Origin of the sequence: Niallia sp. FSL W8-0954, assembly GCF_038005605.1 — a bacterium.
Lineage (GTDB): Bacteria > Bacillota > Bacilli > Bacillales > Cytobacillaceae > Niallia > Niallia circulans_A.
Window position 1 is genome coordinate 3,858,538 of record NZ_JBBOTN010000001.1, and the last position, 13,100, is coordinate 3,871,637.

The 13,100-nt window shown below is 35.3% G+C and carries 11 protein-coding genes; 2 read left to right on the forward strand and 9 right to left on the reverse strand.

Features of this window, described 5'->3' with window-relative positions; genetic code table 11:
- The first annotated feature begins 315 nt into the window (after nt 1-315).
- Entirely contained in the window at nt 316-1,770 is a 1,455-nt protein-coding gene (gene katA, locus NX902_RS19100; RefSeq protein ID WP_095330423.1) for a catalase KatA, read from the forward strand.
- A gap of 151 nt (nt 1,771-1,921) precedes the next feature.
- Here katA and NX902_RS19105 read toward each other — a convergent pair whose 3' ends face one another.
- Nucleotides 1,922-2,161: a hypothetical protein gene (locus tag NX902_RS19105; protein WP_163187837.1), complete on the reverse strand. Its 240-nt coding sequence runs from the start codon at nt 2,159-2,161 to the stop codon at nt 1,922-1,924.
- 79 nt (nt 2,162-2,240) lie between these two features.
- On the opposite strand from NX902_RS19105, the gene NX902_RS19110 reads away from it, so the two are divergent.
- Nucleotides 2,241-3,104 carry an aldo/keto reductase gene (locus tag NX902_RS19110; protein WP_095330421.1) on the forward strand — a complete coding sequence of 288 codons (864 nt, stop codon included), beginning with the start codon at nt 2,241-2,243 and terminating at the stop codon, nt 3,102-3,104.
- Nucleotides 3,105-3,259: 155 nt separating this feature from the next.
- Here the strand turns inward: NX902_RS19110 and NX902_RS19115 are convergent, their stop codons facing one another.
- From NX902_RS19115 to NX902_RS19150, 8 genes are all read right to left on the reverse strand, one after another.
- The gene (locus NX902_RS19115; RefSeq protein ID WP_206426436.1) at nt 3,260-4,072 is read right to left on the reverse strand and encodes a carbohydrate ABC transporter permease; all 813 of its coding nucleotides are present in this window, start codon (nt 4,070-4,072) and stop codon (nt 3,260-3,262) included.
- A 61-nt stretch (nt 4,073-4,133) separates the two neighbouring features.
- Complete coding sequence (locus NX902_RS19120; RefSeq protein WP_341160914.1) at nt 4,134-5,006, reverse strand: carbohydrate ABC transporter permease; 873 nt, start codon at nt 5,004-5,006, stop codon at nt 4,134-4,136.
- A 78-nt stretch (nt 5,007-5,084) separates the two neighbouring features.
- Nucleotides 5,085-6,398, reverse strand: coding sequence for an ABC transporter substrate-binding protein (locus NX902_RS19125; protein ID WP_235850281.1), 1,314 nt, complete (start codon nt 6,396-6,398; stop codon nt 5,085-5,087).
- A gap of 37 nt (nt 6,399-6,435) precedes the next feature.
- Complete coding sequence (locus NX902_RS19130; RefSeq protein ID WP_123258181.1) at nt 6,436-7,953, reverse strand: alpha-glucosidase/alpha-galactosidase; 1,518 nt, start codon at nt 7,951-7,953, stop codon at nt 6,436-6,438.
- A gap of 109 nt (nt 7,954-8,062) precedes the next feature.
- Nucleotides 8,063-8,941, reverse strand: a complete 879-nt coding sequence (locus NX902_RS19135; protein ID WP_163187841.1) for an AraC family transcriptional regulator — start codon at nt 8,939-8,941, stop codon at nt 8,063-8,065.
- 659 nt (nt 8,942-9,600) lie between these two features.
- Nucleotides 9,601-9,861 carry a hypothetical protein gene (locus NX902_RS19140; protein ID WP_341123166.1) on the reverse strand — a complete coding sequence of 87 codons (261 nt, stop codon included), beginning with the start codon at nt 9,859-9,861 and terminating at the stop codon, nt 9,601-9,603.
- Nucleotides 9,862-10,379: 518 nt separating this feature from the next.
- Nucleotides 10,380-10,505 (reverse strand): hypothetical protein, encoded by a 126-nt coding sequence (locus NX902_RS19145; protein ID WP_095330412.1) that lies wholly within the window; start codon nt 10,503-10,505, stop codon nt 10,380-10,382.
- Nucleotides 10,506-10,598: 93 nt separating this feature from the next.
- Nucleotides 10,599-13,031: a heavy metal translocating P-type ATPase gene (locus tag NX902_RS19150; RefSeq protein ID WP_341160915.1), complete on the reverse strand. Its 2,433-nt coding sequence runs from the start codon at nt 13,029-13,031 to the stop codon at nt 10,599-10,601.
- Nucleotides 13,032-13,100: the final 69 nt, after the last annotated feature.

The following is a 13,100-nucleotide window of genomic DNA, read 5'->3' on the forward strand; positions in this document are numbered from 1 at the left end:
CTATATCCTAGCAGATTATCGGAATAAATCTGTTTCATCTCACATATAATGCAGTGGATAAAGGCTAGCTTCTTTCGAAAAATCCGTTCTTCTTCTAACCTATATTCTCATTCATACACCTCTTTTCTCTATTAGCTATTTTTTCAATTTTCTAATCCTATCAAGTATTACATAGTTTTAATGGTTAAACGCAATTTGTAAATTACTATTTTAGAACTTATTTATAATTATTATAAAATTATATTGATTTTTTAATTATAGATGATATTATAATATACATATGCTAAAGAACTAAATTATGAGGTGATTTTTTATATGTCAAATAATCGATTAACGACTAGCTGGGGAGCACCAGTTGGGGACAACCAAAATTCTATTACTGCTGGCCATCGTGGACCAACATTAATCCAAGATGTACATTTACTTGAAAAATTAGCTCATTTTAATAGAGAACGTGTACCTGAGCGAGTTGTTCATGCTAAAGGGGCTGGAGCTCATGGATACTTCGAAGTGACAAATGACTTAACGAAATACACAAAAGCTAACTTCTTATCTGAAGTAGGAAAAAGAACTCCAATGTTTATCCGTTTTTCAACAGTTGCAGGGGAGCTAGGTTCTGCGGATACTGTTCGTGATCCACGTGGATTTGCGGTGAAGTTTTATACAGAAGAGGGAAATTATGATATCGTTGGTAATAATACACCTGTATTCTTTATTCGTGATGCCATTAAATTCCCTGATTTCATCCATACACAAAAAAGAGATCCAAAAACACATTTAAAAAACCCAACAGCTGTATGGGATTTCTGGTCTCATTCACCTGAATCTTTACATCAAGTAACTATCCTGATGTCAGATCGTGGTATTCCAGCAACATTACGTCATATGCATGGTTTCGGAAGCCATACTTTTAAATGGGTAAATGAAGAGGGAGAAGGCGTTTGGGTTAAATATCATTTTAAAACAGAACAAGGGGTTAAAAACCTGGATGTTAATTTAGCTGCTAAACTTGCTGGAGAGAATCCTGATTATCATACAGAAGATTTATTTAATGCAATAGAAAAAGGAGATTTTCCTGCTTGGACACTTTATGTGCAAATTATGCCATTAGAGGATGCCGATACGTATCGTTTTGATCCATTCGATGTAACAAAAGTATGGTCACAAAAAGATTATCCGTTAATCGAAGTTGGTCGTATGGTACTTGATCGCAACCCAGAAAACTATTTTGCAGAAGTGGAGCAAGCTACATTCTCTCCTGGAACATTAGTACCTGGTGTAGAAGTGTCACCAGACAAAATGCTACAAGGCCGTTTATTTGCTTACAGTGACGCACATCGCTACCGTGTAGGTGCAAACCATAATGCCCTTCCAATTAACCGTCCTCGCAACGAAGTAAATAACTATCAGCGTGATGGTCAAATGCGCTTTGATGGCAATGGCGGCGGTTCTGTTTATTATGAGCCAAATAGCTTTAGTGGTCCAAAAGAAACACCTGAAAACAAAACAACGCCATTTGCAGTATCTGGAGTAGCCGAAAGTGCAGCATATGATCATAATGATCACTACACACAAGCAGGAGATTTATATCGTCTAATGACTACAGAAGAACGCGAAAGATTAGTCGCAAACATTGTTGGTGCAATGAAGCCTGTAGCATTAGAAGAAATCAAGCTTCGTCAAATCGGTCACTTCTACAAAGCAGATCCTGAATACGGCACAAAAGTTGCTGAAGGCTTGGGTCTAAGTGTTCCCGAAACAGTAAAATAATAATAATTGGCGAAAAACCCTCTTTTTTGAGGGTTTTTCTTTTCTATTTGGAGGAGGTTGTAACACTAAAAAGATTACAACCTGTTGTTTGTTGATACAGTACCCCTTTTGAATTAGACACAAACGTATTTTTATGATAAATCTGTAGCAGTTATTTTGTCGGAATTATTTTCATTGCGGCATTTGCCTTAATGCTTGCTGCTTTTGGCATATAATTGCGAGTTTCGGCATTTTGCTTGTGATTCCGAACTCTTGCTTGCGACTTTCCGCTTTTTACTTGCGATTCCGAACTTCTTGCTTGCGACTTTCCGCTTTTTGCTTGCGACTCCGAACCTTTTGCTTGCGACTTTCCGCTTTTTGCTTGCGACTTCCCATCGTACAATCGATCCATTTCATCTCAATTATTTGATAATCCTTCAAGAAAGCGCTACTCTTAAAATAGAAAAACTATATTCTAACGAGGTGAAAAGATGGAATTATCAATCAATTCAACAAAGAAACTAAGCAATGGCGTAGAAATTCCGTATTTAGGTTTTGGCGTTTTCTTAGTAAAAGATCCAAAAGAATGTGAAGAAAGTGTCCTTACTGCCATAAAAAATGGTTATCGTTCCATTGATACCGCTACAAGATATGAAAACGAAGAATTTGTAGGCAATGCGATAAAAGCTGCTGGTGTCTCTCGTGAGGAATTGTTTATCACCACAAAAGTGTGGGTAACAGATTTTGGTTATGAAGAAACTAAGAAGGCATTTCATGAATCTTTAAAGAAGCTTCAGTTAGATTATTTAGATCTTTATCTTATTCACTGGGCTGCACCAGGATTTGAAGAAACATGGAGAGCAATGGAAGATCTTTATGAAGAAGGGTTAGTTCGCGCAATTGGTGTATGCAACTTCCAAATCCATCATTTAGAAAAATTAGCTGAAACAGCAAGAATTACCCCTATGCTAAATCAAGTTGAGACACATCCTCTTTTCCAACAGGTGGAACTAAGAAATTACTTAGCACAACACAATATTGCACATGAAGCTTGGGCTCCGCTTGGACAAGGTAAGAATGGATTATTCAATTTACCAGCTTTAACGGAGATTGCTAAAAAACACAATAAAACAGTTGCTCAAGTAATTCTAAGATGGCATTTAGAACGTGATACCATCATTATTCCTAAATCTGTTCATGAGCATCGTATTATAGAAAATGCTGATTTATTTGGTTTTGCACTTGATTCAGAAGATATAAAAACCATTACTTCCCTCGATACAAACGAACGGAGCTTTGGGAATCCTGATGATATCGAACGGTTTAAAGCAATGCAGGAAGCTGCTTCAAAATAATGTCCCTATATTTAGTCTATTATAGAATGGTAGGAGGCGTATAACCTCCTACCACTCTACCAAACACAATATAGTTCTGTGCATTTATCAGCAGAAGATTTTACAGGAGCTTAAGATATATTAAAACAAACAATCAAATTATTAACCCCATATACTTATCCCTTCATGCCTGTTATGGATATTCCTTCAATAATATGACGCTGTGCAATAATATACACAATTAATACTGGAATAATAGATATGACTGTACCTGCCATCATTAACGACCAGTCAGCTGTATATAACCCTTTGAAAGAATTTAATAATAAAGGCACAGTAAAGTTCTCAGGAGAATTCAGATATATCAAAGGATCAAGAAAGTTATTCCAAGATTGCATAAAAGTAAAAATACCAATGGCAGCTAAAGCAGGTCGAAGTAATGGCAATATGATATTCCAATATATTCGAACATATCCTGCACCGTCCATAATAGCTGCCTCTTCTAACTCTTTTGGAATCCCCATAACAAATTGTCTTAATAAAAATACTGCAAAAGCATTAAATAGTGCTCCTGGTACAATTAATGTTAAATGAGTATCTAACCAACCTAATTTATCCATTACCAAATATAAAGGAATCATTGTAACCTGCTTTGGTATCATCATCGTAGCCAGAAATAAAATAAAAAGAAGATTGGCACCTTTAAAATTAATTTTTGCAAAGGCATAAGCTGCCATTGAAGCAGTGAATAATGTAAAGCCCACGATAATAACAGTAATATAAAAGCTATTAAAATACGCTAAATTAAAGGGCATTGCCTGTAAAGAATTAAGAAAATTACTCCAAACAAAAGGGTCAGGAATCCATTTTGGCGGAATAACAAATATTTGGGACATATCCTTTAAGGAACTAAGGATCGTCCAAATAAACGGGAATATCATCACTAGTGCACCAAATCCTAATACAAAATGCAGAACTAATTTTGGCATAAATGTTCGTCTCTTACGTGCTTTTGGGATGTCAAAGTTAGTACCAGTATTTAATTCATATTTATTCTCCATAAAACACCCACCTTTTTTGAAATTTAAATTGGATAAGTGTAAAGATTAAAATAATATCGAATAATATCATGGAAGCAGCGGCACTCTTTCCCATCGTAAAATCAACAAATGCCTGATCATAAATGTGGAAGACAATGGTATAACTTGCCTTTGCAGGTCCACCATTTGTCATAACAAATGCTTGGTCAAATACTTGGAAGGAAGAAATGATGGTCATGATTGTTACAAAAAAGGTAGTTGGTGTTAGTAATGGTAACGTTATGTGCCTAAATTTCTGAATAGCATTTGCCCCATCCATTTCTGCAGCTTCATAATAGCTCCTTGATATGCCTTGTAGTCCTGCCAAGAAAATTACCATGTTATATCCAAGTCCCCACCATATACTTAATAATGCAATGGAAGGTATTACCCACTTAGTATCAGTTAACCAATGAGGTCCAGTTATCCCAATATAGGATAACAATTCGTTTAAAATACCGAAATCCCCATTTAGAATCCACATAAATATTATCCCTACAGAAACTGAACTTGTTACTACAGGCATAAAGAAAAAGACACGGTAGATTGCTTTACCTTTTACTTTATTAAGGGCAACAGCTAAAATTAGCGCTAACGCAATTCCAATAGGTACAACTAAAAACATATAATAGATTGTATTAACCATTGCCTTCCAAAAATCAGGGTTATTTATTTGATTAATATAATTAGATATTCCAATAAAGCTGCTACTCCCAAATCCACTCCAGTCTGTAAAGCTTAAATAAAAGGCATAGATTAATGGAACTAACGAAAAAAACAGCAACCCTAATAACTGAGGACTAATAAAAAGAAAACCCCATAAATTCGCATTTTTTCTAGCCAACTGCCCCACACCCCTTTAGGAAAATATACCAAGAAGGTTTATCTTCTTGGTATATTCTCTCTTTTTAGAAAGATAGAATTATTTATCCACATACTGATTAATTATCTTAATTACCTTATCAATAGTAGTATCAGCGTCTTCTTTACCAAGGAACATTAAGTCAATTGTCTCCGATATTTCAGTCGTTAATCCTGCAAATTGGGCATCACGTGCAAAGTTTGAACCATGTGTAAAACCATTATTCCGCCCATCAAATAAATACTCCATATGTTTTTCACTATTACCTTCTAATGCATTTTCATCTGCGGCAGGAAGAGATGGGAGTGCATTTCCGCCTTTACCAGTTCTTGCTTCTTGCCCTTCTTTACCAACATAATAAGATACAAATTTCATCGCTTCTTCCAAATGTTCACTTTTCTTATTTACTGACATATATGCCACTGGTACACTTACCATTTCTTGTTTTTCTTTGGTGTTACTCGGAAAATAGATATAATCGTAATCTAAACTAGGATTTTGATCGAATTGGGGAGTAAACCAGCGACCACCTGCTACCATACCTACTTGATTAGACATAAACATGGCATCAACCCCTTGACCTTGTGGTAGCGAACCTGCATATACTGCATTTCCATTGGAAACTAAATCATGTAAAAAATGAAAGGTTTCCTTCGCTTTCTCATTTTCTGGTAATACAAAATTACCTTTTTGATCAAAGATTCTTCCTCCATTTGACCAAATCCAGCTATACCAATGCCCCTGCCAGTTTTCCATAATCAATCCTTCTTTTCCGGATTCCTTAATCTTACTAGTAACTTCAATAAATGTATCCCAGTTCCAATTGCCCTCCTCATAATATTCTTGTGGCGTTTTTAGACCAGCCTCTTTAAAAATGGTCTTATTATAATAGATAACCATCGGGTTTGCATCTGGAGCAACTCCATAGGTAATTCCGTCTTGTCTTGCTGGACCAAATAATCCTTCAGGAAACTCCTTTAAGTTCACATAACTTGCTTCACTATTAAAAAAATCATCCAATGGTTGTACCACATCTGCCTCTATCATTTGCGGCATAGTTGGCTCATGTGCATAAAACACATCTGGCCCCTTACTCCCTTGTAAAGAAGTCATTAGCTTTTGATCATACTGATCACTTGAAACTGGAACTAGTTTCACCTTAATATTAGGGTTTTTATCCATAAACCCATCAATTGCTTTCTGATAAACTTTTAATTCTGCAGGATTTCCCCATGCTTGCATCGTTAATTGAATTGATTTTCCATTTCCTGAACTGGTTTTACCACTGGAAGTACTATTATTGCTGCAACCGATTACAATAAACATAACTAAAAGTATCCAAATCCCACTTTTAATTGGATTACTAATTTTCATCTAGTTACCTCCCAACTTATAGTTACCGTTAACTAAACTATAACTCCTTTATCTGCTTACTTACGGGGCGTTCTTTTGCTTTATCTGCTTCCCCTGCATTTTTATTTGCAGCTTCCCTATCCTTCTCCATTTCTTCAATTGTTTTTACTTTTAATCTTGCGGCTCCTCGATATTCTTTTGTTGGTAAAAGATTACCAGATTTTAATCTAATTTTCGCTTCTGCAATTGCTTCTGAATATTGAGAAAGCCATTCTTCTTGCGCAACTAATAATTCATCAACCATCTGCCATATTTCTTTCGGATTACAAACCGCGCCAATAAGTGGATCCATCATCATCGCTTGACGTAATAATTGATCATCCCCACTCACTGCAGCTTCCACTGCCAATCGTTGTACCGAAATACTCACATTACATACTGCTGCACATCCGAGTGGTAATTCTCCAACTAGAGGCATATTAATACCATTTCTATCTACATAGCCTGGTGCTTCGATAATTGCGTCATCTGGAAGGTTTGAAATAACTCCATTGTTAACCATATTAAAGTGGCCCCGATACACTCTCCCTGTTTCAAGTCCTTCTAAAATATAGGAACCATGCTCTTCACTTCTATTCTCTTGTTTATATTCAAGAGCAGGATCCTTTAACCAATTAGGAAAATCAGTTTTAAACCAAGTGCGCCCTTCTGTACAAACCCTTAAATACCCTCCAGTTTCTCCGTTAATCCATGACCCTAAATCAATCCATTCCCTTATTTCTTCTGGTCTTTTTCGATACCATGGAACATACTCACTGAGATGCCCATTGGACTCTGTACTGTAATAACCGAATCTGCGTAGCATATCAATCCTTACTTTTTCTGTTTGGCTGTATTCTGGATGATTTTCAAAAGCAGTCAATAGTTTACTAGTTTGATCCTGTCCCTTATAGCTCACCTTGATATACCAAGTTTGATGATTAATACCAGCACAAATAATATCAAGGTCATTTTTGTCTATTCCCAATACATTGGCGATTTGTCTATGCCCGCCTTGTACACCATGACATAAGCCAATAGTTCGGATACCACCATATTTATTACAAGCCCATGTTATCATCGCCATCGGATTTGCATAGTTTAATAGAAGACAATCCTCTTCTGCCACCTCTTTAATATCTTTGCAAATTTCTAACATTTCAGCTATTCCTCGTTGACCATACATAATTCCGCCAGCACTTAATGTATCACCAACGCATTGATCTATTCCGTATTTCAATGGTATCTCAATATCTTTTTGAAATGCAGACAGTCCTCCAATACGAACCACATTAAAAATATACTTTGCACCCAACAACGCTTCTCTGCGATTAGTGGTAGAATGAATAGTGATTTTCAAACCATTTTCATTAATGTCACGTTGGCATAGTTGCGTTACCATAGCCAAATTATCTTGATTTATGTCAGTAAAAGATACTTCCATGTTTCTAAACTCTGGTACAGAGAGTAAATCTCTTAATAGACCTCTAGTAAAACCAATGCTTCCAGCGCCTATAAATGTAACTTTAAATGCCATTTTAACCCTCCTTTTCGTTATATTTATGTTAACATCGGCAAAATGTAAACGCTTTAAAAAATCTCATCTCTTCTTTAGATTTTTGTGTACTATTCTAACCTGTTAAAATTTAGTCTATGATCCCCTTCTTTCTTAGCGCTGAAGGAGTTATACCAATATGCTTTTTAAATACCTTGCTAAAATATTGACTACTATTCATCCCAATAAAACTAGCAACTTTCGTGATCGGTATATCCGTTTGTGTAATAAGCATTTTTGCTTTCTCTATTCTAATCTTGGTTAAGTAATCAATGATGGTACATCCCATTGCCTTCTTAAAAATTCGATGGATATAGTTAGGGTGAAGGTGAGTAATAGCAGACAGCTGCTCTATTCTTATATCATAATCATAATTCTCATGAAGATATTCAATTACCTTTTTTAAATATGGATTCGATAGCTGTGTGGATTCATTTTTAGCTTGTACTACATTTCTTGCAATAAGTAATAATAACTGGGTAAAAAGTATATGAACCATTAAATAATTGTCGCTTGTATCATTCATCTGACTGTCTAACTCCAACACTAGATTTCTTAATGAGTGAAAAACACCGTTTCTATCTTTCAAAAAATGATAGGCCTCTTTCATTACTAGTAATTCTTGTAATTCTTTGCTTTCTTCTGCAAGCTCATTAATAGGAGGAAATGTACGATTCATTTCAGTTAATGCGAATTCCAAATTCAACATTCTACAAGGCTTATTTTTTTCAACAATCAAACGGTGGGGTACATCACTATCAATAAATATAAATTGGTGCTTTTTCATTTGAAAATCTTGCCTTTCTACCTCCACCCGGCATTCACCAGATATAACATACATAATTTCCATAGAAGAATGCGTATGATAGGCCATATAAAATCCATCCCACTCTTTGAAGTAATAAGCAGTAACCTTAGGATGGTAACCTTTACTGCTACTAATTTGATATAAACTACCTGAGTTTATCATTATGTATTCCTCCCTCATTATTTTTTAAATAAAGAAGACAGACAGTTACCTTTTGAAGCTGTTTTTCTATGCTTATTAATTCTTTTAAATTTAAATCGCTAATTATTTCTAGAAAATTTTAAATTTTCCCTTTATCCTTATTTTTATCCTAACTTAAAAAAGAAAAGGGAATCATAAGCTAATAGTGAATAAAAAATGGGAAGAACAAAAAGAATATACTAAACGGATAGGTTCCAGAAGTAGCTACAAAGTATTTGAATAATTATCTTTATCAAGCTATTTTTCTCGTTATTTCCTAAACGTCTAAAGACGGAATTTACCTGAATATGAACGAAATTCGTCTTAATCAAAAAAATAAATGGTAAATAGAATCAATGACTGGAAGATAGTTAGTTATTTTACATTGGAATCTATGAATCAATTTATAAGACAAAATATATCTTTAAAGCAGATGTGAAAGTCATAAAAAGACTCCAATTGTATAGGAAGCACATATGCCCTTCTTAACAATTGGAGTTCTATTTATTTCTTACGGAAATATCCCCCAAAAAAACTACCTGTTCTTTAGATAAAATGATATTTCTATTTATTCACTCATAATCTCTACGTACAATAGAATCTCTCTAATCGTTTTATCAATGTATTACTCCATTTTATAGTTACTTTTTATCCTTTAAATGCCCTCCACTAAATTTAATAACTATTAATAATGCTGAGAAAGCAAAAGCTATGAATATAAGGATAATTGAAAAAACATTATCCCTTGGTAATAATTTCAAAAACCATATTGAAAGAATTAATGTAGCCCAAATTAAACGATCTTCTAATGTTTCTTTATCTAACTTTTTTAAATTTAAATATATAAAAGTGGTGGAAATATCAAGCCAAAAAATATGGACCAACCACTTCTTAAATACCAAGGTAGTTGTCGATCAATTTCTTTTAATTTTTGTTTTTTTTCTTCATCTGGGTTTAACATCATTAAAACTATACCTCTCCTTTACCTAAAAGTGCATTTAAAAACAATTTTTTCTATAAATTCACCACTAAAAATCTTAATCATGTAAATTTTTTATTATTTCAAAAAAATTTATATCTAAGATATGGAAAAATAGGAAGTTTTAAGATTAGATAAATTATTTAATGAGACGAATCTAAAAAATTTTCTTCGCTTGATCTATATCCATTCTTCATAGGATCATTCTTCAATATTATACCAGATAAGAGTTTATTCTCTCTTTACTTAATGCAATTACTTGTTTACGAAAAGATATTAAAAATAAAACTGATCTAACCTTTAATAGCTGCGTGCTATTCATTAAGAGGTAATATTTTGCAAAAAATTCTTAGAGTAAGTAAAAAAAGTGAAATCACACCCGGCGACTTCACTTTTTTTACTTAAAGAGACTTGTTCCAACCTCTTTATTTTCATCAAATTTTATTGCTTTTTATTAGTTGAAGCCCACTGGTTATCTGTTGCTGTTTTATGCTGCTTTTTATTTGTAACTTCTGTATTAGCAGTTGCCCATTGGTTATTTACTTCAGACTTTTTTTGCTTCGCCATTATTCATTACCTCCCGCTAGAAATAATTACGTACTATTCTAGTATGAGATAAAGTGGCAAAGATTATGAAGCAAATAGAAAATTGTTTTACTCTTACAGTTTTAAACGCTGCAAGCGAAGAGCATTTAGCACAACAGATACGGAACTAAAAGCCATTGCAGCACCAGCCAGCCATGGCGCAAGCAAACCAATTGCCGCAATTGGTATGCCAAGCGTATTGTAGCCAAAAGCCCAGAATAAATTTTGTTTAATATTTGTTATCGTTTTTCTACTGATTAAGATACTGTCTGCAATAGCTTGTAAATCTCCACGGATAAGTGTAATATCAGCTGCCTCCATGGCAATATCAGTTCCTGTTCCAATTGCCATCCCGATATCCGCTAATGCTAGTGCAGGAGCATCATTGATTCCATCTCCAACCATTGCCACTTTTTTTCCTTGTTGCTGTAGTTTTTTCACAGCTTCTGCTTTTCCATCTGGCAATACCTCTGCAATAATATCGTCAATTCCTGCCTGTCGTCCGATGGCTTCCGCTGTTTGCTGGTTATCTCCTGTAATCATCATGACATCAATGTTCATCTGTTTTAATCGTTTAATGGCATTTTTAGAAGTTTGTTTAATCGTATCGGCTACAGCCAGAAGTCCAGCATATTTGCCATTAACACTTACAAGCATCGCTGTTTTCCCTTGGGATTCCAGGTCTTTCATCATCGGAAGAATTTTCCCGACATTTATCCGGTAACGATCCATTAATCGGCGTGTTCCGATTAATAGTTCACGGCCATCCACATTTGCACGGATTCCGTAGCCTGGGATTGCTTCAAAGTCTGCAGTTTCTCGCAGAACAATCCCTCGCTCTGTAATTCCTTTGACTATCGCCTCTGCAAGGGGATGTTCGGATTTGCTTTCCGCCGCTCCCACTAACGAAAGTAATTCTTCTTCTTGCCATTCCGTTACTATATCTGTTAAGATTGGCTTTCCATTTGTTACAGTTCCTGTCTTATCTAATAAAATCGTATCAATTTTATGGGTCATTTCTAGGTGTTCCCCACCTTTAAATAATATCCCATATTCTGCCGCTCTTCCTGATCCAGCCATAATAGATGTTGGAGTCGCAAGCCCTAATGCACAAGGGCAAGCAATAACTAAAACGGCGATTAGCTTTTCGAGACTTTCCGCAAAATCACCAGGTGTAATGATAAAATACCAGAAAAGAAAAGTAATCAGCGCAAGACTCACAACAATAGGCACAAAAATACCAGAAATATGATCGGCCAAACGCTGAATGGGCGCTTTAGAACCTTGTGCTTCTTCAACCACTTTAATGATTTGTGCAAGCGCGGTTTCTTTGCCAACCTTTGTTGCTTTTATTTTAAAAAAGCCATTTTTATTTATGGTGGCACCAATAACGTTGTCCCCCGCCTGTTTATCAACTGGAATGCTCTCTCCCGTTAACATGGATTCATCAATGGCTGACTGCCCTTCAATAATTTCTCCATCAACAGGGATTTTTTCACCTGGTTTTACAAGTAGCATCTCACCAGCCACGACTTCTTCAAGCGGTATTTCCATTTGTTCCCCATTGCGAATAACAACCGCTGTTTTCGCTTGAAGCCCCATTAGTTTTTTTATTGCCTCAGAAGATCTTCCTTTTGCTTTGGTTTCAAATAATTTACCTAATAGAATTAAGGTAATCAAAATCGCACTTGTTTCAAAATAAAGCCCTACAGGGTGACCAGAATGTCCAAGTGTCTCAAAGGATAAATAAACGCTATAAAAATAGGCTGCGGAAGTTCCTAGTGCAACTAGAACATCCATATTAGCACTCTTATTTTTCAATGCTTTATATGCCCCTACATAAAACTGCTTCCCGACAAAAAATTGAATAGGAGTTGCCAGCGCCATTTGGACCCATGGATTCATTAATAAATCTGGAACATACAGAAACGAAGTAAAGGAAAAGTGGCCCACCATTGTCCATAAAAGAGGCAGTGATAAAATCATCGAGAAGATAAATTTTCGTTTTTGTCTCTTAAATTCTGCTTCTTTTTGATTGATGGATGCTTGTTTGGATTCTTTCTTCGTTGCCCCATAACCAAGCTTTGTTACTTTACCAATTAGTTCATCAGGTACAACAGTTGCTGGGTTATATTCTATCGTGGCATTTTCTAAAGCCAGATTAACGGTTGCTTTATTCACCCCGGCCATTTTATTAAGTCCTTTTTCAATTCTTGTTGCACATGCTGCGCAGGTCATTCCTGAAATGTCTAATTCAATTTTTTCCGTAACAATTCCATAACCTAACCCTTCCACTTTTTCTTTAATTTCACTTGGGGAGAGTTCATCCTCCCTATATTTAACTGTCGCTTTTTCCAGCGCCAAATTTACAGTAGCATTCTCTACACCTTGCATTTTATTTAATCCTTTTTCAATACGAGTTGCACAAGCAGCACAAGTCATTCCCGTAATTTCAAAGGTTTGTTCCTTTACTTGCTCTTTACTTTTCATGACACTTTGTTCCGCCATATCACAAAACTCCTTATACCTATATAGGGTATATTTTATTGAAAATAAAAATGTGCAAAAAACAGCACA

Excerpts from the sequence above, each read along its gene's own strand:
- katA (WP_095330423.1), top strand. The coding sequence starts at position 316 with ATGTCAAATAATCGATTAACGACTAGCTGGGGAGCACCAGTTGGGGAC.
- NX902_RS19105 (WP_163187837.1), bottom strand. The coding sequence starts at position 2,161 with ATGGATCGATTGTACGATGGGAAGTCGCAAGCAAAAAGCGGAAAGTCG.
- NX902_RS19110 (WP_095330421.1), top strand. The coding sequence starts at position 2,241 with ATGGAATTATCAATCAATTCAACAAAGAAACTAAGCAATGGCGTAGAA.
- NX902_RS19115 (WP_206426436.1), bottom strand. The coding sequence starts at position 4,072 with ATGCCAAAATTAGTTCTGCATTTTGTATTAGGATTTGGTGCACTAGTG.
- NX902_RS19125 (WP_235850281.1), bottom strand. The coding sequence starts at position 6,398 with ATGAAAATTAGTAATCCAATTAAAAGTGGGATTTGGATACTTTTAGTT.
- NX902_RS19130 (WP_123258181.1), bottom strand. The coding sequence starts at position 7,953 with ATGGCATTTAAAGTTACATTTATAGGCGCTGGAAGCATTGGTTTTACT.
- NX902_RS19135 (WP_163187841.1), bottom strand. The coding sequence starts at position 8,941 with ATGATAAACTCAGGTAGTTTATATCAAATTAGTAGCAGTAAAGGTTAC.
- NX902_RS19145 (WP_095330412.1), bottom strand. The coding sequence starts at position 10,505 with ATGGCGAAGCAAAAAAAGTCTGAAGTAAATAACCAATGGGCAACTGCT.
- NX902_RS19150 (WP_341160915.1), bottom strand. The coding sequence starts at position 13,031 with ATGGCGGAACAAAGTGTCATGAAAAGTAAAGAGCAAGTAAAGGAACAA.